The sequence below is a fragment of the Cryobacterium sp. GrIS_2_6 genome, assembly GCF_035984545.1.
In the GTDB taxonomy this organism is placed as follows: Bacteria; Actinomycetota; Actinomycetes; order Actinomycetales; family Microbacteriaceae; genus Cryobacterium.
Genome location: NZ_JAXCHP010000001.1, coordinates 2,268,772 through 2,288,926, shown reverse-complemented (window position 1 = coordinate 2,288,926; position 20,155 = coordinate 2,268,772). Strand labels below are relative to the sequence as shown.

General features: G+C 67.9%; 16 protein-coding genes and 1 tRNA gene. 13 read left to right on the top strand and 4 right to left on the bottom strand.

Features of this window, described 5'->3' with window-relative positions:
* Nucleotides 1-38: 38 nt before the first annotated feature.
* Both RCH22_RS11320 and gndA read right to left on the bottom strand, forming a co-directional pair.
* On the bottom strand, nucleotides 39-434 hold the full coding sequence (locus RCH22_RS11320) for a hypothetical protein (protein ID WP_327014054.1): 396 nt from the start codon (nucleotides 432-434) through the stop codon (nucleotides 39-41).
* Between the two features lie 126 nt (nucleotides 435-560).
* Entirely contained in the window at nucleotides 561-2,018 is a 1,458-nt protein-coding gene (gene gndA / locus RCH22_RS11315) for an NADP-dependent phosphogluconate dehydrogenase (protein ID WP_327014053.1), read from the bottom strand.
* A 306-nt stretch (nucleotides 2,019-2,324) separates the two neighbouring features.
* On the opposite strand from gndA, the gene RCH22_RS11310 reads away from it, so the two are divergent.
* The 11 genes from RCH22_RS11310 to RCH22_RS11260 all read left to right on the top strand — a co-directional run bounded on the left by RCH22_RS11310 (nucleotide 2,325) and on the right by RCH22_RS11260 (nucleotide 15,029).
* The gene (locus RCH22_RS11310; protein WP_327014052.1) at nucleotides 2,325-2,960 is read left to right on the top strand and encodes a 50S ribosomal protein L25/general stress protein Ctc; all 636 of its coding nucleotides are present in this window, start codon (nucleotides 2,325-2,327) and stop codon (nucleotides 2,958-2,960) included.
* Nucleotides 2,961-3,009: 49 nt separating this feature from the next.
* Complete coding sequence (gene pth, locus RCH22_RS11305) at nucleotides 3,010-3,591, top strand: aminoacyl-tRNA hydrolase (protein WP_134558198.1); 582 nt, start codon at nucleotides 3,010-3,012, stop codon at nucleotides 3,589-3,591.
* Nucleotides 3,592-3,711: 120 nt separating this feature from the next.
* Nucleotides 3,712-7,428 carry a transcription-repair coupling factor gene (gene mfd, locus RCH22_RS11300; RefSeq protein ID WP_327014051.1) on the top strand — a complete coding sequence of 1,239 codons (3,717 nt, stop codon included), beginning with the start codon at nucleotides 3,712-3,714 and terminating at the stop codon, nucleotides 7,426-7,428.
* Complete coding sequence (locus tag RCH22_RS11295) at nucleotides 7,425-8,198, top strand: MazG family protein (protein ID WP_327014050.1); 774 nt, start codon at nucleotides 7,425-7,427, stop codon at nucleotides 8,196-8,198. The genes mfd and RCH22_RS11295 overlap by 4 nt, the downstream gene beginning before the upstream one ends.
* Before the next feature lie 48 nt (nucleotides 8,199-8,246).
* Entirely contained in the window at nucleotides 8,247-9,524 is a 1,278-nt protein-coding gene (gene hisS, locus RCH22_RS11290) for a histidine--tRNA ligase (RefSeq protein WP_327014049.1), read from the top strand.
* A 124-nt stretch (nucleotides 9,525-9,648) separates the two neighbouring features.
* A complete protein-coding gene (gene eno / locus RCH22_RS11285; RefSeq protein WP_134448268.1) occupies nucleotides 9,649-10,929 on the top strand; it encodes a phosphopyruvate hydratase in 1,281 nt (426 codons plus the stop codon).
* 100 nt (nucleotides 10,930-11,029) lie between these two features.
* Nucleotides 11,030-11,503: a septum formation initiator family protein gene (locus tag RCH22_RS11280; RefSeq protein WP_327014048.1), complete on the top strand. Its 474-nt coding sequence runs from the start codon at nucleotides 11,030-11,032 to the stop codon at nucleotides 11,501-11,503.
* Nucleotides 11,500-12,021 carry a DUF501 domain-containing protein gene (locus RCH22_RS11275; protein WP_134448272.1) on the top strand — a complete coding sequence of 174 codons (522 nt, stop codon included), beginning with the start codon at nucleotides 11,500-11,502 and terminating at the stop codon, nucleotides 12,019-12,021. Before RCH22_RS11280 ends, RCH22_RS11275 begins: the two co-directional genes overlap by 4 nt.
* Nucleotides 12,018-13,301 (top strand): S8 family serine peptidase, encoded by a 1,284-nt coding sequence (locus tag RCH22_RS11270; protein ID WP_327014047.1) that lies wholly within the window; start codon nucleotides 12,018-12,020, stop codon nucleotides 13,299-13,301. The genes RCH22_RS11275 and RCH22_RS11270 overlap by 4 nt, the downstream gene beginning before the upstream one ends.
* 37 nt (nucleotides 13,302-13,338) lie before the next feature.
* Nucleotides 13,339-14,871 carry an FAD-dependent oxidoreductase gene (locus tag RCH22_RS11265; RefSeq protein WP_327014046.1) on the top strand — a complete coding sequence of 511 codons (1,533 nt, stop codon included), beginning with the start codon at nucleotides 13,339-13,341 and terminating at the stop codon, nucleotides 14,869-14,871.
* A gap of 82 nt (nucleotides 14,872-14,953) precedes the next feature.
* Nucleotides 14,954-15,029, top strand: a tRNA-Leu gene (locus tag RCH22_RS11260).
* 254 nt (nucleotides 15,030-15,283) lie between these two features.
* On the opposite strand, the gene RCH22_RS11255 is transcribed toward RCH22_RS11260, so the two are convergent.
* Nucleotides 15,284-17,833: a glycoside hydrolase family 2 protein gene (locus tag RCH22_RS11255; RefSeq protein ID WP_327014045.1), complete on the bottom strand. Its 2,550-nt coding sequence runs from the start codon at nucleotides 17,831-17,833 to the stop codon at nucleotides 15,284-15,286.
* A gap of 63 nt (nucleotides 17,834-17,896) precedes the next feature.
* The gene (locus RCH22_RS11250; RefSeq protein WP_327014044.1) at nucleotides 17,897-18,841 is read right to left on the bottom strand and encodes an LLM class F420-dependent oxidoreductase; all 945 of its coding nucleotides are present in this window, start codon (nucleotides 18,839-18,841) and stop codon (nucleotides 17,897-17,899) included.
* A gap of 162 nt (nucleotides 18,842-19,003) precedes the next feature.
* On the opposite strand from RCH22_RS11250, the gene RCH22_RS11245 reads away from it, so the two are divergent.
* Both RCH22_RS11245 and RCH22_RS11240 read left to right on the top strand, forming a co-directional pair.
* Nucleotides 19,004-19,438 (top strand): VOC family protein, encoded by a 435-nt coding sequence (locus RCH22_RS11245; RefSeq protein WP_134448278.1) that lies wholly within the window; start codon nucleotides 19,004-19,006, stop codon nucleotides 19,436-19,438.
* A 5-nt stretch (nucleotides 19,439-19,443) separates the two neighbouring features.
* Nucleotides 19,444-20,085, top strand: coding sequence for a helix-turn-helix domain-containing protein (locus RCH22_RS11240; RefSeq protein WP_327014043.1), 642 nt, complete (start codon nucleotides 19,444-19,446; stop codon nucleotides 20,083-20,085).
* The last annotated feature ends 70 nt before the right edge of the window (nucleotides 20,086-20,155 follow it).

The following is a 20,155-nucleotide window of genomic DNA, read 5'->3' as shown; positions in this document are numbered from 1 at the left end:
CCGCGACACCCTGCCGGGCGCGCACGGGCAACGGATGCCTAGGCCGGCACGACCGGTGGGCCGAACCCGGGCGCGCGGGGGATCAGGCCGAGCGCGATCACCCAGGTCTCTCGCTCGTGCACGTCGATCGCGTAACACTGCCAGCCGAACCCGCCGGGCCCGGTCAGGTCGAAGCGGGCGGTGGACCCCTCCGCGAGCGGATAGTAGCGGGCGACCGCAACGGAGCACGCGTTCGTGGCCGTGACGGATGCGATCTGCATCGACGTCAGGATCCCCGGCACGATCAGCGCCACGAGCCCGAGCACGACGGCGAGGCGCATCACCAGCAGCATCCGCCTGCTGCGCAGCGGGCGCGCGCTGTCGTGCGGCTCATACCCGGCGAGCTCGGGGTGCTCGTGGAGCTCGTGCTGCTCGCTGCCGTCGTCGTCGTTCATCGTGGAGTCCAGTATCGCAAACCTGCCGCCCCGGGAACGCGAAAGCGGGTGAATCGTCGGTATCGATTGCTCAAAACGACGATTCACCCGCTTTCGCGAAACGGGGGCGACGGATGCCGGGCGCGACTAGTGGGTCGAGGCCTCTGTCGCGATTTCGGTGCGGTCGCCAGACCACAGGGTGTGGAACACGCCGGGCTTGTCGACGCGCTTGTAGGTGTGCGCTCCGAAGAAGTCGCGCTGGCCCTGCACGAGGGCGGCGGGCAGGCGTTCCGCGGCGAGCGAGTCGAAGTAGCTCAGGGCCGAGGCGAAGCCGGGAACCGGGATGCCGGAGAGCGCAGCGGTCGAGACGACGCGACGCCAGGCCGACTCGCCAGAGGCGACTGCCGCGGCGAAGAACGGGTCGACGAGCAGGGTCGGGATCGACGGGTCGTTCGCGTAGGCATCCACGATGCGGTTCAGGAACTGGGCGCGGATGATGCAGCCGCCCCGCCAGATCGTGGCGACGGCGCCCTTGTCGATGTTCCAGTTGTACTTGGCGGCACCGGCGATGATCTCGTCGAAGCCCTGCGCGTACGCGACGACCTTCGAGGCGTAGAGGGCCTGGCGCACGTCGTCGACGAAGGTGTGGCCGACGACGGCGATCTCGGGGCGGGCGCTGATCGAGGCACGCACCGGCCCGCGCTGCTCGGGGTGGCTCGACACGGCGCGTGCGAACACGGCCTCCGCGATTCCGGCGACGGGTACGCCGAGGTCGAGCGCGTTCTGCACGGTCCAGACGCCGGTTCCCTTGGAGCCGGCCTCGTCGAGCACGATGTCGATGAACGGCAGTCCGGTCTCGGCGTCGACCTGGCGGAGCACCTCGGCGGTGATCTCGATCAGGTAGCTCTCGAGGTCGCCTTTGTTCCACTCGGTGAACACATCGGCGATGGCGGCGGGGGAGTGGCCGGTCACATGACGGAGCAGGTCGTACGCCTCGGCGATGAGCTGCATGTCGGCGTATTCGATGCCGTTGTGCACCATCTTGACGAAATGGCCTGCGCCGTCGGTGCCGATGTGGGTGACGCACGGCACGCCGTCGACGACGGCGGCGATCGACTCGAGGATCGGGCCGAGGGTCTCGTAGGCGAGCGCGGAACCGCCGGGCATGATGCTCGGGCCCTTGAGCGCGCCCTCTTCGCCGCCGGAGATGCCGGCGCCGACGAAGTTGATGCCGGTCGCGCTGATCGCCTTTTCGCGGCGGATGGTGTCGTGGAAGTCCGCGTTGCCGCCGTCGACGATGATGTCGCCGGGCTCGAACAGCTCGGCGAGCTGGCTGATGACCGCGTCCGTGCCCTTTCCGGCCTGGACCATGATGATGGCGGTGCGCGGGCGGCTCAGCGACGCGACGAAGTCCTCGATGGTCTCCGAGGCGACGAAGCCGGCCTCGGGGTGTTCCGTCATGAGGGTCTGGGTGCGCACGTGCGAGCGATTGTAGACCGCGACGGTGTTCCCCTCCCGGCTGGCGAGGTTGCGGGCGAGATTCGAGCCCATCACCGCCAGTCCGACGACGCCAATATTTGCCTGTGCTGTACCGGTTTCGGTCACGTTCGCTCCTTCAAAATGGTTGGTCTAGAACCATGTTCAAGGTTAGTCGGTCGGGCTGGGCGCCTGCCCGACGGGGATGGGCGGATGCTGGTGCGCGGTTCCCGCACACTCCGCTAGGCTTAGCAGTTGAACTTCGGCGAGGGCTGCCAGGCGTGTGACGCACGCTCGGCATCCGTTATCGACGCGGCGAAATGCTTCACGGCCTTTCCTCACGCGACACGCGTTCGAGTTGAACCAGCACCCATACGCGCGGCCATCGGCTGCGCAACTGATCTGGGCCGTAGCGGCCTGACAAGGAGACACATCATGGCTGAGGCCAAGGACAAAAAGGTCATCGACAACAAGATCGATGCCGACCTGCGCACCAAGTTCGGCAAGGGTGCGGCCCGCAAGCTGCGCGTGCTCGGCAAGATCCCGGCCGTCATCTACGGCCACGGCACCGACCCGGTGCACGTTGCACTGCCGTCCCACCAGATCGGCCTGATCCTGCGTCGCGCCAACGCGGTGCTCGAGCTCGAGGTCAACGGCGAGACCCACCTGACCCTCGTCAAGGACGTCCAGAAGGACCCGGTCCGTCAGATCATCGAACACCTCGACCTCATCGTCATCCGCAAGGGTGAAAAGGTTCAGGTTGACGTCGCCGTGCACCTGACCGGTGAGATCATCGCCGGCAACGTCATCGACCTGGACATCAAGAGCCTGCTGCTCGAGGTCGAGGCGACCAACATCCCGCAGAACATCGTCGTCAACGTCGAGGGCCTCGACGAGGGCGCCCAGATCAAGGCCGGCGAGATCGTCCTTCCCGACGGTTCCGTGCTCATCTCCGATGCAGACGCCGTCGTCATCAGCGTGCACCTGCCCGAGGCCGAGGAAGAGGAAGCGGTCGACGCTGACGCTGACGCCGACGCCGAGGCCGCTGTCGAGGAAGCCCCCGCCGAGTAGTATCCGCTTCACACGTTTCACCTGATCTCGTCGAACAAGGAGGATTTCCCTGGACGAGAATCTCTGGCTCGTAGTCGGGCTCGGCAACCCCGGGCCCGACTACGCCGGAAACCGCCACAACGTCGGCCACATGGTGACCGCCGTGCTCGCCGACCGACTGTCGGCGAATTTCAAGACCCACAAGACCAACGCGACGGTCGCCTCCGGGCGCAGTTTCCCCGGAGGCCCCGGGCTCGTGCTCGCGACGCCGAACACCTATATGAACGTGTCCGGCGGTCCGGTTGCCGCCCTGCTGCGGTTCTACTCGCTCGAACCGGATCGCCTGATCGTCGTGCACGACGAGCTGGACCTGCCGTTCGACACGCTCAAGATCAAGGTCGGCGGCGGTCACGGGGGCCACAACGGGCTCCGCGACATCATCGCTGCCATCGGCACGAAGGACTTCGTGCGCATCCGCCTCGGCCTGGGCCGCCCGCCCGGTCGCCAGGCACCGGCCGACTTCGTGTTGCACGACTTCTCCAAGGTCGAGCGCGAGACCCTGCCGAACCTGCTCGAAGACGCAGCGGATGCGATCCAGCTGATCGCAGCGGAGGGCGTCACCGCCGCGCAGCAGAAGTTCCACGCGCCCTGATCCGCCCGCGACAGTGACCGTCCCGCCCACGAGAATCGCCATTCCGGTCGAGAATCGCCGGCGTAGCGGCGACTGTCGACCGGAAAGGCAACTGTCGGCGGTGCTGCGTAGAATTGCCGGGTGACCCTCCACGGCGTAATTGCCACACTTTCGCGCGCCTCCACGTTCGACCGAGCCCTCGCGTGCGCGGGCCGCGACGCCGACTTCTCGCTCACCGAAGGCCTCAGGGCGCCCGTGCTCGCCGCGCTCCTTGAACAGCGCGCCCGGCTCGGCAAGGCCCCGGCCCTGCTGGTCATCACCGCGACCGGCCGAGAGTCCGAATACCTGAACGACAACCTCGACTGCTTCACCGAAGACGCCGAGATCATCGGCTTCCCGGCCTGGGAGACGCTCCCGCACGAGCGGCTGAGCCCGAGTGCAGAGATCGTCGGCAAGCGACTCTTCGCACTGCGGCGGATGCGGGAGTGGGAGGATACCGACCCGGCCCTTCGCCGCCCGCTCATCGTGATCGCATCCGTGCGCGCAGCCCTGCAGCCCGTCGCGGACAACCTCACCGACTTCGCGCCCGTCGTGCTCACAGCTGGCGCCCGCGGCAACGACCTGGGCGCGCTCGCCGTGCAGCTCGTTGAACTCGCGTACACCCGCGTCGACATGGTGACCCGCCGTGGCGAGTTCGCCGTGCGCGGCGGCATCCTCGACGTGTTCCCCTCGATCGCCCCGCATCCGTCCCGGGTCGAGTTCTTCGGCGACGAGGTCGAACAGATCCGCGCCTTCTCCGTTGCCGACCAGCGCTCCCTGCCCGAACCGGTCGCCTCGGTGAGCCTGCCGCCGAGCCGCGAGCTGTTGCTGAGCCCCGCCGTGCGGCAGCGCGCCCGCGAGATGCAGCACGAGTTCCCGAGCCTCGCCGGCCTCCTCGCGAAGATCGCGGAGGGCATCCCTGTCGAGGGCATGGAGAGCCTCGCGCCCGCCCTCGTCGACCGGCTCGTGCCGATCACGCACTACCTCCCCGCCGAAGCCGCCGTCGCCGTGGTCTCGCCCGAACGTGTCGCCAGCCGGGCGATCAGCCTCGCCGAGACAAACCGGGAGTTCCTCGGCGCGGCCTGGAGCGCAGCAACCGCGGGCGCCGACGCCCCGATCGACCTCGAGTCCGGCGACTTCCTCACCCTCGGCCGGCTGCGCGAATCGGTCACGCACACGGCTCCCGGCGCGCCGGCCTCCGCGCACGTCTGGTGGACCTTCAGTTCCTTCCAGGCTGCCCCGACGGATGCCCCGGTGCTGCCAGAGCACCGCGAAATCGATGAGCTCCTCACCATCAGGGTCGAGGGCGAGGCGGTCCCCAGCTTCCAAGGCAGTGTCGAGGGCGCCATCGGGCACCTCAGCAGCCGGATGAAGGACGGCTGGACCGTCGGCGTACTCGCCCAGGGTGCCGGGCTCGTCGAACGAGCCGCTGCGGTGCTCGCCGAGCACGAACTCCCGGCCCGGATCGTGACCGAATGGCCGTCAGAGCCGGAACCCGGCATCGCGTACCTGCTGAAGGCATCCGTCGACCACGGTTTCGAGCTTGCAGAGACGAAGCTCACTCTCGTCAGCGAGTCCGAGTTCTACGGCCGCACGGTCGGCTATGACGCCCGCCAGGTGAAGAAGCTCGCGAGCCGGCGCAAGAATGTCGTCGACCCGCTGCAGCTGAAGGCCGGCGATCACGTCGTGCACCAGACCCACGGCATCGGCCGGTTCGTCGAACTGACCCAGCGCGAGGTGTCGAGCGGCGGCCGGAACCCGGTCAAGACCAAGCGCGAGTACCTCGTGCTCGAGTACGCGCCGTCCAAGCGCGGGCACCCCGGCGACAAGCTCTTCGTGCCGACCGACCAGCTCGACCTTGTCAGCCGGTATATCGGCGGCGAGGCGCCCGCGCTCAGCAAGATGGGCGGCAGCGACTGGTCGAGCGCGAAGTCGAAGGCCCGGCACGCGGTGCGGGACATCGCCGTCGAGCTCGTCAAGCTCTACTCGGCACGGATGGCGAGCAAGGGGCACGCCTTCGGACCCGACACCCCCTGGCAGCGCGAGCTCGAGGAGGCGTTCCCGTTCGCGGAGACCCCCGACCAGCTCACCACGATCGACGAGGTCAAGGCCGACATGGAACGGCCCATCCCGATGGACCGGCTCCTCTCCGGCGACGTCGGCTTCGGCAAGACCGAGGTCGCCGTGCGCGCCGCGTTCAAGGCGATCCAGGACGGCAAGCAGGTCGCGATCCTGGTCCCGACCACCCTGCTCGTGCGCCAGCACATGGAGACCTTCCAGGAACGTTTCGCCGGGTTCCCGGTGCACATTCGCGCGCTGAGCCGGTTCCAGACTGAGAAGGAATCCCGGGAAACCGTCGCCGGCATCCTCGACGGCACCGTCGACCTCGTGATCGGCACCCACCGCCTCCTGACCGGGTCGATCATCTTCAAGGACCTCGGCCTCGTCATCATCGATGAGGAGCAGCGGTTCGGCGTCGAGCACAAGGACGCCCTCAAGAAGCTCAAGACCAACGTCGACATCCTCGCCATGAGCGCGACGCCGATCCCGCGCACCCTGGAGATGGCGGTCACGGGCATCCGCGAGATGTCGACCCTCGCGACCCCGCCGGAGGACCGGCACCCGATCCTCACCTTCGTCGGGCCGTACTCCGACCGGCAGGTCGCCGCCGCGATCCGGCGCGAGCTGCTCCGCGAAGGCCAGATCTTCGTCGTGCACAACCGGGTCTCGAGCATCAACCGGATCGCCGCGCACATCGCCGAACTCGTGCCGGAGGCCCGGATCGCCGTCGCACACGGGCAGCTGCCCGAGGCGCAGCTCGAACAGGTCGTCGTCGACTTCTGGGAGCGCAAGTTCGACGTGCTCGTCTCGACCACGATCATCGAGACCGGCCTCGACATCGCCAACGCGAACACCATCATCATCGACAGGGCGGACAAGTTCGGGCTGAGCCAGCTGCACCAGCTGCGCGGCAGGGTCGGCCGGGGCCGGGAGCGCGCGTACGCGTACTTCCTCTACGACGAGAACAAGCCGCTCACCGAGATCGCCCACGACCGGCTCTCGACGATCGCGGCGAACAATGAGCTCGGCGCCGGCATGCAGGTCGCCCTCAAAGACCTCGAGATCCGCGGAGCGGGCAACCTGCTCGGCGGCGAACAGGCCGGGCACATCGCCGGGGTCGGTTTCGACCTCTACCTCCGGATGATCGGCGAGGCGGTGAGCGCCTTCCGCGGCGACGTCGCAGAGGGCCAGACCGAGCTCCGGCTCGAGCTGCCCGTCGACGCGCACATCCCCGAGGACTACGTCGACAGCGAGCGCCTCCGCCTCGAGGCCTACCAGAAGCTCTCCGCGGCGAGCTCGCCGACCGCGGCCAGGGACCAGATCGACCTCGTGCTCGAGGAACTCACCGACCGCTACGGCGAACCCCCGCAGCCGGTGCAGAACCTGATCCTGGTCTCCCGGCTGCGCTGGCTCTCCCAGCAGGCCGGCCTGAGCGAGGTCGTCGCGATGGGCTCCAACCTGCGGGTCGCCTCGGCCGACCTCGCCGACTCGATGCAGGTGCGCCTGAAGCGGATGTACCCCGGCTCGCGGTACACCGTCGCAACCGGGGCGATCATGGTGCCGATGCCGCGGATCAACGACGAACCGCTCGGCGACGCGGCCCTGATCGCCTGGGCCGGCTCCCTGCTCGCCGCGATCTTCCCCCGTCCCGTCGAGGAGCCCGCTGCGCCGGGCGCCGCACCGAAGGCTGCACCCAAGGCTGCACCCAAGGCTGCACCGACGACCACGCAGAACCCCAACCCGAGGAGGAAGTCGTGACCGACGCCAGCCCGATCGACACCCCGATCGACGTCCTGATCCGGACGGTCGCGCGGCTGCGCGCCCCCGACGGCTGCCCCTGGGACATGGAGCAGACCCACGCCTCCCTCGTGCCCTATCTGCTCGAGGAAAGCCATGAGCTGGTCGAGGCGATCGAGGCCGGTGGCCGCGAGGAACTCCTCGAGGAACTCGGCGACGTGCTCTACCAGGTGCTCTTCCACGCCGACCTCGCCGCACACACCGCCGGCGAGGACTTCGACCTGCAGGATGTCGCCGCGAGCCTCACCCGGAAACTCGAGGGCCGGCATCCGCACGTCTTCGGAGACCTCGACCTCGCGACCGCCGACGACGTCGCCGCGGCGTGGGACGGTTTCAAGGCCACCGAGAAGCCCGGCCGCACGAGTGTGCTCGACGGAATCCCTCAGGGCATGCCCGCTCTCGCCCTGGCGGACAAGGTGCTCGGGCGCGCCCAGAAGATCGGGCTGCTCGATGCGGACGGCGCCGACTTCCCGCTCCCGCTCGAGAGCGAGGACGAGCTCGGCCCGCTGCTGCTCGCGATCGTCTCCGCGGCGAAGGCTCGCGGCCTCGACTCAGAACGCGCCCTGCGCACCGCCGTGCGCGGGCTCCAGGACGAGATCCGTTCCGCAGAGCTCGACAGCGCAGAGCTCGACCGTGCGGGGCTCGACAGTGCGGGGTTCGACGGCGCGGCGGATGCCTCGACCGACTTCTCGGATGCCGGCATCATCGGGCTCCCCGCCGACAACGACTGAATCGCCACAGGGCCGGGCCGCCCGGCCCGACCTGAGACAATGGATTCCATGGCAACACAGGTGACCCCGCCGCGCGGCATGCGCGACTTCCTCCCCGCTGAGAAGGCCGGTCGCGAGCACGCGCTCGGTGTGATCCGGCGCAGTTTCGCCGCGCACGGCTTCGACGAGATCGAGACCCCCGTCATGGAAGACTCCGCCCGGTTGCACTCCGGCCTCGGCGGCGACAACGAGAAGCTCGGCTTCGCGGTGCTCAAGCGCGGACTCGCCCCTGCCGATGCCCTCGCCGCCGCGGAGTCCGGCGACCTGCTCGGCCTCGCCGACCTCGGCCTCCGCTTCGACCTCACCGTCCCGCTCGCCCGGTTCTACGCGACGCACCGCGCCGCCCTGCCCACGGTGTTCCGGGCGATCCAGATCGCCCCCGTCTGGCGGGCCGAACGCCCGCAGAAGGGCCGGTACCGCCAGTTCGTGCAGTGCGACATCGACATCATCGGCGAGGCGGGCCCGCTCGCCGAGATCGAGCTCATCACCGCGACGATGGCCGCCCTCGACGCCCTCGGCCTCACCGGCTGCTCGGTGCGCATCAATGACCGCCGCATCCTCACCGCCCTGCTCGCTTACTGGCAGGTCCCGGCGGATCTGTTCGAGCGGGCCCTGATCACGATCGACAAGCTCGACAAGATCGGCGTCGACGGCGTCGTCACCGAACTCGACAGCCTCGGCATCCCCACCGACGGCATCGCGGAAACCCTCCGCTCGATCGCCTCCGCAGGCTGGGACCTGCTCGGTTCGGCCACGGGACCCGATGCCTCCGCAGCACCCGCCTGGCTCGACCGGGCCGCATACGCCGACCTGCTCGCCCTCCGCGACGCGCTCCCCGGCGCCGACCTTGTGTTCGACCCGACGCTTGTGCGCGGCATGGGCTACTACACCGGAACGATCTTCGAGATCGCGCACCCCGATCTCGGCTACTCGCTCGGCGGCGGCGGCCGGTACGACGGAATGATCGGCCGATTCCTCGGCGTCGACGTTCCCGCGTGCGGCTTCTCGATCGGCTTCGAACGCATCGTCGACCTGCTCGGCGGCACCGGCGCGTCCGCCGAGAACGCCGTTGTGCTCATTCACGAGAAGGACGCGGCCCCCGGTCGCCTCGTCGCCCTGAAAACCGCACTCGTCGCCGAGGGCTTGCGCGTGCGGCTCGAACACCGCACCAAGAACCTCAAGGCCCTGCTCGGTCGTGCCGCCGAGGCGGGCTACGGGCGGTACGCCTTCGTCACCGATGAAACAGCGGATGCCGCCGGACTCGATTTCCGCCCGCTCGCTGGCTGATTCCCGCGCTCGGAGCCTCCGTCGCTAGACTGTTACATGATTGGAACACAGTGACGTCTTCCTGCACGTTCCCCCCATACCAACACCCCACCCATTAGGAAATAACAGGAAACAGGAGATAGCTGTGGCTCTCATTGAGGCAGTAGTAGCGCGCGAGATTCTCGACTCCAGAGGCAACCCGACCGTCGAGGTCGAGGTATTGCTTGATGACGGCTCCGTCAGCCGTGCCGCCGTTCCGTCGGGCGCATCCACCGGTGCGTTCGAAGCTTATGAACTTCACGACGGCGACAAGTCGCGTTACCTCGGCAAGGGCGTCCTCAAGGCCGTCGACGCCGTTATCGACGAGCTCGGCCCGGCAGTCGAGGACCTCGACGCCACCGACCAGCGCATCGTCGACGCCGTACTTATCGAAACCGACGGCACCGAGAACAAGCACCGCGTCGGCGCCAACGCCATCCTCGGCGTGAGCCTGGCCGTCGCCAAGGCCGCAGCGACCTCGGCCGGCCTGCCCCTGTTCCGCTACCTCGGTGGCCCGAATGCGCACACCCTTCCGGTCCCGATGATGAACATCATCAACGGTGGCTCGCACGCCGACAACGACGTGGACATCCAGGAATTCATGGTTGTCCCGCTCGGTGCAGAGTCCTTCGCCGAGGGCCTCCGCTGGGGCACCGAGACGTATCACGCCCTGAAGGCCCTCCTCAAGTCGAAGGGCCTCTCCACCGGCCTCGGCGACGAGGGTGGATTCGCTCCGAACCTCCCGAGCAACCGTGCCGCACTCGACCTCATCGTCGAAGCCATCACCAACGCCGGCTACACGCCCGGCAAGGACATCGGCCTGGCACTCGACTGCGCCGCGTCCGAGTTCTACAAGGACGGCGTCTACCACTTCGAGGGCAAGGAACTTTCTGCCCAGGAGCTGTCCGCGTACTACGTCGACCTCGTCAAGTCCTACCCGCTCGTGTCGATCGAAGACCCGCTCGAGGAAGACGACTGGGATGGCTACGTGCACCTCACCGCCGAAATCGGCGGCCTCGTGCAGATCGTCGGAGACGACCTGTTCGTGACCAACCCGGAGCGTCTCGCCAAGGGCCTGGCCCTCGGCACGGCCAACTCGATCCTCGTCAAGGTCAACCAGATCGGTACCCTCACCGAGACGCTCGACGCCGTTGCCCTCGCGCAGCGCGCCGGCTACACGACCGTCATCTCGCACCGCTCCGGTGAGACCGAAGACACCTTCATCGCCGACCTCGCGGTCGCGACGGATGCCGGCCAGATCAAGACCGGAGCGCCTGCCCGCTCCGAGCGCGTTGCCAAGTACAATCAGCTGCTGAGGATCGAAGAAGAGCTGGGCGAGGCCGCCGTGTACGCGGGCCGCTCCGCCTTCCCCCGTTTCAAGGCCTAGTTTCGACTGGAGCTCTCGAAGCGCGGGGTGAATCCCGCGCTTCGAGGGCTCTGTTTTTTTATCCGGTGAGAACCGGCGAGGATCCGCGAAAGGAGTTGCCATGGCCGCGAAACGCACCGAACGGCAGCCCGTCGCGCTCGGCTTCGACGAGACCCCGATGAGCGGCTGGCTTCGCGGCCTGCGCCTGTCCGGGTTCTCGCTCATGATGATGGGCATCCTCATCCTCGCGGTCGTCGTGCTCGCCCCCGGCCTGCGCACCTACGGTGAGCAGCAGCAGGAAATCAGCCGGCTCACCGCGGACGTCAACAAGCAGCAGACCACCGTCGACCAGCTCAAGACCGAGCGGGAGCGCTGGAACGACCGCACATACGTCACGACCCAGGCCCGTGCCCGGCTGTCCTATGTGCTGCCAGGCGACGTGAGCTTCCTCGTGATCAACGACCTGCCGCTGCCGGCCGCCGCTGCCGCCGCGCCCGCCGCGACCACGGCCATCCAGAACACCGACATCGATTGGGTATCGTCCATGTTCGCTTCCGTCATGACCGCCGGCCTCGCCCCCCAGGCCACCCAGTGACCCGGCCGCCGTTCGCGCCCGTCACCGCCGACGACCTGAAGATCGTCAGCGCACAGCTCGGCCGCCCGGCCCGCGACGCCGTCGGCATCGCGGCGCGCTGCGTGTGCGGAGCTCCCACCGTCGTCGCCACCGCGCCCCGGCTGAGCGACGGCACGCCGTTCCCCACGCTCTACTACCTGACCCACCCGGCCGCGACCGCGGCGCTCTCCTTCCTCGAAGCGACCCAGGTGATGAACGAGTTCAATCAGCTGCTCGCCGACGATGAGGCCGTCCACGACCAGTACCGCCGCGCCCACGCGGGATTCCTCGCCGATCGCGCCATGCTCGGCGACGTACCCGAGATCGCCGGCATCTCCTCCGGCGGCATGCCCGACCGGGTCAAGTGCCTGCACGCCCTCGCCGCACACTCGCTCGCCGCAGGCCCCGGCGTCAACCCGATCGGTGACCTCGCGCTCGCGCGGGCAGCCTGGACTCCGGCCGTCTGCGAGTGCCTCGACTATTCCGCGGCGGACGCGTGACCCGTTCCCTGCTGCAGAGGCGCCTCGGCGCCGCGCTCGCGGTGGCTCTGACCGTTGTCCTGGGAGGCGCCTCCGTCGTCGGCGACGCGGCACCCGCGCACGCCGACCAGGTGCGCGACCTCGAGTACTGGCTCAACGACTACGGTTTCACTCAGGCCTGGGCAACGACCAAGGGCGCCGGCGTGACGGTCGCCGTGATCGACACCGGGGTGAGCACGAGCGTCCCCGAACTCGCCGGCGCCGTCGTCGGTGGCACGGATGTCTCGGGCCTGGGCTCGAGCAACGGCCAGACCCCGGTGGGTGACGGCAGCGAGCACGGCACCCTGGTCGCATCCCTGATGGCCGGCCGCGGTTCCGCGGACGGGACAGGAGTCATCGGCGTCGCACCCGAGGCGTCCATTCTCGCGGTGTCGGTCGCATTCGGGAGCAGCGGCGCAAAGCTCAGCAACGACGACCAGATCGCGGCAGGCATCCGCTGGGCCGTCGACCATGGCGCCGACGTGATCAACATGTCGCTGACCCGGAACACCCTCGACTGGCCGTCGAGCTGGGACGACGCCTTCCTGTACGCGTTCCAACATGACGTCGTCGTCGTGGCCGCGGCCGGAAACCGGGGGAGCGGCACCACGGAGGTCGGCGCCCCGGCGACGATCCCCGGCGTGCTCACCGTCGGGGGCGTCGACCGCAACAAGACCGCGAGCTTCGACGCCTCCTCACAGGGCATCACCATCGCCGTCGCCGCCCCGAGCGAACAACTCGTCGGCGTGGTGCCGAACGGCGGGTACGTGCAGTGGAGCGGCACGAGTGCCTCCGCCCCGATCGTCTCCGGCCTCGTCGCCCTCGTGCGCGCCGCCTACCCGAAGCTCAACGCCGCCGACGTGATGAACCGGGTGATCGCGACCGCCAACCCGAACGGCCACGTCGTCCCCAGCCCCGTCTACGGCAACGGCCTGATCGATGCGGCCGCCGCGGTCACCGCGTCCGTGGCGCCCTCGACGTCTCCGACACCGACGGCCCTGCTCCAGGACTGGATCCACCTGCACCGGCGCATCGACACGGTCCCGACGAAAGCACCGACGGCCGCACCCGTTGCCCGCGCCGTGCCGAGCAGCGACCCGCCGCTGCCGACCGACACCGCCGCGAGTCCCTGGCTGCCGACCGAGCTGACCCTGACCTATATCACCGTTCCGCTTCTCGTCCTGTTGGGGTTTGCTATCCTAGTAACGCTGTTCGGCATAGGTGCTCTTCGGCGGCTCAAGCGAAATCGATCGAATCGGTAAGTTTTCGCATATTCCATCATGTAGGAGGACCCTTATCGTGCCAAAAATTCTCGTTGTCGGTGGCGGCTACGCGGGCTTCTACACCGCTTGGAAGCTTGAGAAGTGGCTGCGAAAAGGCGAGGCCGAGGTCACCATGGTCGACCCCCTCCCGTACATGACCTACCAGCCCTTCCTCCCCGAGGTTGCCGCCGGCTCGATCGAAGCCCGTCACGCCGTGGTCGCGCACCGCCGTCACCTCTCGAAGACGAACGTCGTCACCGCGAAGGTGACCCACATCGACCACGCGTCGAAGACCGCGACGATCACCCCGCCGGTCGGCGAGCCGTATGAGTTCCACTACGACATCGTCGTCGTCACCGCAGGAGCCGTCTCGCGCACCTTCCCGATCCCCGGGGTCGCCGACCAGGCGCTCGGACTCAAGACCATCGAGGAAGCCGTCGCCATCCGCGACACTGTGCTCACCAACTTCGACAAGGCCTCCCTGCTCCCCGCCGGACCCGAGCGCGACCGCCTGCTCACCTTCGTCGTCATCGGCGGCGGCTTTGCCGGCATCGAGGTCTTCGCCGAACTGCGCTCGTTCGCGACCTCGCTGCTGGGGTCCTACCCGCAGATCGGGTTCGACGACATCCAGTTCCACCTCGTCGAGGCGATGGGCCGGATCATGCCCGAGGTGTCCGTGCCGACGAGCCTGTGGGTCATCGACAACCTCGACAAGCGCGGTGCGAAGATCCACCTGAATACCCAGCTGACGAGCGCCGTCGACGGCGTCGTCGAGCTCTCCACCGGCGAGAAGTTCGAGACCGACCTGATCGTCTGGACCGCCGGCGTGATGGCGAACCCCGGCATCGTGCGTCACACCGACCTCCCCATCGAGGAACGCGGCCGCCTGCAGGTGCGCCCCGACCTCCGCGTCGGCACCGCCGACGAGATCATCGAAGACGCCTGGGGCGCCGGCGACATCACCGCCGTCCCCGACCTCAGCGGCGGGGGAGTCGGCGGTTTCTGCGTTCCGAACGCCCAGCACGCGGTGCGTCAGGGCAAGCTCATGGCCAAGAACATCGTCGCCGTCCTCCGCGGCGAGGGCCCCAAGGACTACATCCACAAGAACCTCGGGGCCGTCGCCGGTCTCGGTGTCGGACAGGGTGTCTTCCAGTCCGGCAAGCTGGCCATCAAGGGCCCGCTTGCCTGGATCGCGCACCGCGGCTACCACGGCCTCGCCATGCCGAGCTGGGAGCGCAAGCTGCGCGTCGTCTGGGGCTGGGTGAACAACTTCTTCCTCGGTCGCGACATTGTGTCCCTCGCCGCCGTCGAGACCCCGCGCGCCGTGTTCGTCGAGTTCGCCTCCCGCCCGAAGCCCGCCGCGGGTGCCGCGGCGCCGGCGAAGGCCGCTTCCGCTGCGGTCACGCCGCCTGCACCGGTCACCGTGCCGGCAGCGCCTGCCGCCGCCGCCCCGGCAGCCAAGGTCACGGCGCCCCGCGCGCCGCGCAAGACGCCGGTCAAGGCTCCCGCCGCCGCGCCTGCGACCGTGGCAACGGATGCCGCGACCGAGGCGACCACGCCCGCCAAGTAAGCGGCTGCTCCGGCAGCACCTACGCTTGAAGCGTCGGAGTCCGTTCGGACTGAGTTCTCTCAGCCCGGATGTACTCGGACGCGCCCCCGTAGCCCAATGGCAGAGGCAGACGACTTAAAATCGTCACAGTCTGGGTTCGAGTCCCAGCGGGGGCACCATCATCCGGCACCGAACGTCCGCCTGATTCCGTGGAAGTTCGTCGCTCTGGAGGGTCCGCTCGGGGCTCCTGTGCACACTGGCCGCGTAGGCGAGTGTTGCCCAGTTCGTGCCGTGGTCCCGCATCAGCCGCATCGGTCCGCGGCTTCCGGCGTGGTCCAGCTTCCGCGAATGCCGGTCCATCCCCAAGTCATGGGGCAGACGGGCTCACTCAGAACGGATTGCTGCACGGCGGCAGTCCTCCTCGTCGGCGGGATCACGGCCGCACAAGCTGGTTCGCGCTGCGCAGCACCGTCGGTGCGGTCAGGGTCGCACAGTCGAGCTCGACCTCGGAGCGGACGCTGAACACCGCACTCTCACCCGGGAGCAGCGTGATCAGCATGTCGTCGACCCGCGCGGCCGGGTCCACCTTGTCCACCAAAACGGCAAGATCGCGGGTGAGTGTTGCGGCCGTCACCGTGAGGCGATAGCCGTCTGCGACCTGTTCGAGCGACGATGACATTAATGGGGCTCCGAGCCGGGTATCGCGGGGCTCGGCGAAGAACCAGTGGCCACGCACCCCGGTGAGCTCGGCCCTGAGGAGTTCCGCTGCCGCATCCGTTGTCGTGGAGACGGATGCGGGCAGCGGCACGGTCACCGTGGACCGCGCGGGCAGGGTGACCTGTTCCGCGTGCTCGGCGAGCACGATTCCCGCGTCTGTGAGGCGTCGGACGATGAGCTCGCCCGACCACGGTGAAGCCTCGTCGTTGACGATGACCACGGCCAGCGTTCCTCCGGCGCGCGGTTGAATGGTCACCAGCCTGTCGGCGTACGCGTGGCGGATCGCGTAGAGCAGCGGCTTGGGTCGCCCATAGCCGTCGACGGCCGCCCAGGACGTGACCGGCCAGCAGTCGTTGAGCTGCCAGACGATGCTGCCCATGCAGTGTGGGTGCAGGGAACGGAAGTGTTCGATGGCGGTGCCGATGGCGTTGGCCTGGTTGAGTGACATCGCCCAGTGCCAGTCGTCGATGTCGTCGGGCAACGGGTAGTGGGCAAGCAGGCCGTCGGTGAGCTTCACGTTGCCCTCCATCGCCTTCTGGTGCACCAGCATGCCGGGGGACTCGGGAGTGAGCGGGGAGTCGCTGATCGATGCGCGCATGGTCGACCAGGTCGGTGGGCCCTGCCAGCCGAACTCGGCCACGAAGCGGGGCGTGTACTCACGGTATGCGGGGTAGTCGCGTTGGTTCCACAGGTCCCAGATGTGCATCGTGCCGTTGTCCGGATCGTTCGGCGTGAGTGTTCCGTCACGGCCGAGACCGTCGGTGCCGCCCGGGTTGAACGGGCTTCCCGGCGTGTATCCGATGTGCGGCGCCAGTTCGGCCACGATGCGCGGGAAGAGCTCGTAGTAGTAGCCCGCGCCCCAGGTCTTGCCATCCAGTCTCTTCTTCCAGTTCCACTCCTCGTGGCCCCAAAGGTTCTCGTTGTTGCCGTTGAACACGATCAGCGACGGGTGCGACGCCAGCCTGGCCACGTTGTCGCGCGCCTCCGCTTCGATCTCGCCGGACAGGGGCGCCTCTTCGGCATAGGCGGCGCACGCCAGCAGGAAATCCTGCCAGGTGAGCATGCCGCGTTCGTCGCAGAGCTCGAAGAAGTCGTCCGCCTCGAAAATACCGCCGCCCCAGACCCGGAGCAGGTTGATGTTGGCGAATTCGGCCTGTTCGATCCGGTCCTTGTACCGGGCCCGGTCGACACGGTGTGGAAAGGAATCGTCGGGGATCCAGTTGGCTCCGCGAACGAAGACCGGCCGCCCGTTGACGGCGATCGTGAACGGTGTCCCCGTCGCATCCGGTTCTGTCTCGAACGACACGGTGCGGAAGCCTACTCGCCGATGTGCTGAATCGAGTTCGCCCGATTCGGCGTCGTCCGCGCCCGAACCGTGCAGCGTCACGTCGACGTCATAGAGCGGCTGCTCGCCATAGCCGCGCGGCCACCACAGCGACACCTCTGCAACATGCAGTGTCACCACCGCGCTCGTTTGGCCGGCGTTCAGAGTGGCCGAGCCGGCCACGCCTCCGATGGATGCCGTCACGATGAGATCTGCATCGCTCGCCCGGGCGACCTCGACGTGCAGTGCTACCGTGCCCGAGTGCCGGGCCGTCCCGTCTGCCCGAACAAGGGTGTCCACGGTGGCGATCGGGCGCACGGACTCGAACCGCGCCGTCGCCCAGCATTCGAGGGCGACCGGGCGCCAGATACCCGATGTGCTCGTGTCGATGCCCCAGTCCCAGCCGAAGCTGCAGGCCATCTTGCGGATCGCGTTGTACGGGTGGTGGTTCACGTGCGAGCGATAGCCGAGTTCGAGGCTGGCGGCATCCGCCGCCCGGATCGGAGAGGAGAACGTGACGGCGAGCTCGTTGAGGCCGGCGCGCAGGTGGGTGCGCAGGTCGAATCGGTAACGGCGGTGCATATTCCTTGTCACGCCGATCCGGTGGCCGTTGAGTTCAACCGTCGCGATCGTGTCGAGACCGTCGAAGACGATCTCGCTCTGGGTGCTGCCGTTCGGCTGCCAGACGAAGGTCATAGTGTATCGCCAGTCAGTGAGTCCGATCCAGCCGAGCAACTGCTCATTGCCGTCGAGGTACGGGTCGGGGATGAGGCCCGCGGCGAGGAGGTCGGTGTGCACCGAGCCCGGAACGGTTGCCGGAATTGTGTGCTGGCGCACGGCCGGGGGGACAGGGCCGTCGAGCGCGGTGACGGTCCAGTCGGCGAGGAGGCGCCGAATCGGGTGGCTCGTGGGCACGATGGCCTGGCTGGTCGTGTCAGTCATTATTTGGTGGCTCCCAAGGTGACGCCGTTGTAATGAATCGCTGGAGCCTCAGCGGCAGGCTGGTCAGCGAGGCACTCGCACCAGCGGGGCGAGTGCCTCGCCGAGTGCCGTCACGACACCGGGCACATGGCCGTTGAGGGGGGCGTTCACGATGACACCGTCAACACCCGCATCGAGGATCTCGGTCTGAACTCGCTCCGCAACCGTGGTCGCCGTGCCCACGAAGGCGCGGCTACGTCGTTCCTCGGGCAGCGACTGCAGAATAGCGTCTGCCTCAGCCTGAGTCTCGACGATCACCGCGCTGGCGAGGTAGCTCGTCTTCAGCGTCGACGGATCGCGGTCGATCTCTTCGGCGCGCTGCTTCAGAACCCGCAGCTTATGCGGCAGGTCGTCGATCGCGCAGATGATGTTCATGTGGTCGGCGTATCGCGCCGCCAGGCGAAAGGTCTTGCGCTCGCCCTGCCCGCCCAGCATGATCGGGATGCTCTCACGGAACCGTGGCACGTTCATCGCCCCGTGCGCCCGGTACCACTTGCCCGTGACCTCGGGCCGCTCGTCGCGCAGCATGGGGTGGATGATCTGCAGAGCTTCGTCGAGCTTCTCGAAGCGCTCCGTGAAGGTATCGAAATCGAAACCGAGCTGTTCGTGCTCGAGCTCGAACCAGCCAGCCCCGATGCCGAGGATTGCGCGGCCGTGGCTGATCACGTCGAGGGTGGTGACGGTTTTGGCGAGCAGGGTCGGGTTGCGGTACGTGTTGCCGGTCACGAGCGCGGAGAGTTGGATGGTGCTGGTCGACACCGCCAGCGCGGCCAGCGTCGAGTACGCCTCCATCATCGGCTGATCGGGCGTGCCGATGCCGGGCAGCTGATAGAAGTGGTCCATCACCAGAACCGTGTCGAATCCGCTGGCCTCCGCTTCGCGCGCCTGGGCGGCGACGGTGTCGAACAGCGACTCGACGCCGCCCGGATAGGTGAAATTAGGAATCTGATATCCGAGCGAGATCGTCATATCGCCAACGTTACGACACGACGCCGCCACCCCGGTAGACCCGGGTGCGCTGGGACGGGCTGAGCGCACGCGTCCGGAAGGGCTCGACAGAGGTCTTGACAGCACACTTGTTTTTTGCAAGTATGACGTCAATCTACATGGAAACCTCTACAAGGAGACACGATGACCGCGATGTTCGTCAACCTGCCGGTGACCGACCTGGAGCGCGCGAAAGCGTTTTACACGGCGCTCGGATTCACCATCAACCCGGCCTTCTCGGACCACAACGCAGCCTGCGTCGTCGTCGAGGAAGACCACAGCTACTTCATGATCCTGGTCCGCGAGTATTTCCAGACCTTCACCGACCTTCCGATCGGAGATCCGGCCGTGAACCCCTCTGTGTCGACCGCAATCTTCCTCGACAGTCGCGAGGCGGTGGACAAGGCCGTCACCGACGGCGTCGCCGCTGGAGGCTCTGAGCCCAAACCGGCGTCGGACTACGGCTTCATGTACCAGCGCCAGCTGAACGACCCCGACGGCAACTTCCTCGAGTTCGGCTGGATGGACCCGGTAGCAGCCGCTCAAGGCCCCGAAGCCTTCGCGAATCAGCAGGACTGAGGTCGATGGCCGCACGCGACTATGGTCAATACGGTGGCGTCACGCGAGGCCTGGAGCTTGTGGGAGAGCGCTGGACCCTGCTCATCGTCCGCGACCTGCTCGTCGGGCCGCGCCGCTACGGCGAACTCGCCGGGGGACTCGCTCGGATCCCGAGCAACATCCTGGCCGTACGGCTGAAGGAACTGCAGGCGGCGGGCATCATCCGACGGGTGCCTCACTCGCGCGTCATCGTCTACGAGCTGACGCCGTACGGCCGTGAGCTCGAGCCCGTGGTGCTCGCACTCGGGGCGTGGGGCTTCAAGTCCCTGGGCGATCCGCGGGAGGAGCAGGTGATCACCCCCGACGCGATGACGATGGACCTCCGGACCGCCTTTCGGCCGCAGGTCGCGGAGCAGCTCCCGGCGACCGCGTATGCAGCGCGGTTCGGTCATGCCGAGCTTCTGATCCGAGTGGTCGGCTCCACCCTCGATGTGACGCGCGGGGACGGGCCCGTCGACCTCGCCTTCGCCGCTGGGCCGGGCATCCGTCGGCTCATTTCCGGTGAGCTTGCCCCGAAGCGCGCGATCGAGACCGGGGTCGTCGAGGTGCTGCGCGGTCGCCGGGCCCTCCTCGGTCGCTTCGCGAGCACGTTTCACCTGGCGGCCTGAGCCGAGCGCGGTACCGCTATGGCTGCACCCGGAATGCTCAGCGTCTGGACCTGGGGTCGCGGCCCGGCGT

Bases quoted from the DNA above. Each gene is read 5' to 3' on its own strand.
- RCH22_RS11280 (WP_327014048.1), top strand. From the start codon at position 11,030: ATGGCCGCGAAACGCACCGAACGGCAGCCCGTCGCGCTCGGCTTCGAC.
- RCH22_RS11255 (WP_327014045.1), bottom strand. From the start codon at position 17,833: ATGACTGACACGACCAGCCAGGCCATCGTGCCCACGAGCCACCCGATT.
- RCH22_RS11310 (WP_327014052.1), top strand. From the start codon at position 2,325: ATGGCTGAGGCCAAGGACAAAAAGGTCATCGACAACAAGATCGATGCC.
- RCH22_RS11245 (WP_134448278.1), top strand. From the start codon at position 19,004: ATGACCGCGATGTTCGTCAACCTGCCGGTGACCGACCTGGAGCGCGCG.
- hisS (WP_327014049.1), top strand. From the start codon at position 8,247: ATGGCAACACAGGTGACCCCGCCGCGCGGCATGCGCGACTTCCTCCCC.
- RCH22_RS11240 (WP_327014043.1), top strand. From the start codon at position 19,444: ATGGCCGCACGCGACTATGGTCAATACGGTGGCGTCACGCGAGGCCTG.
- RCH22_RS11250 (WP_327014044.1), bottom strand. From the start codon at position 18,841: ATGACGATCTCGCTCGGATATCAGATTCCTAATTTCACCTATCCGGGC.
- RCH22_RS11320 (WP_327014054.1), bottom strand. From the start codon at position 434: ATGAACGACGACGACGGCAGCGAGCAGCACGAGCTCCACGAGCACCCC.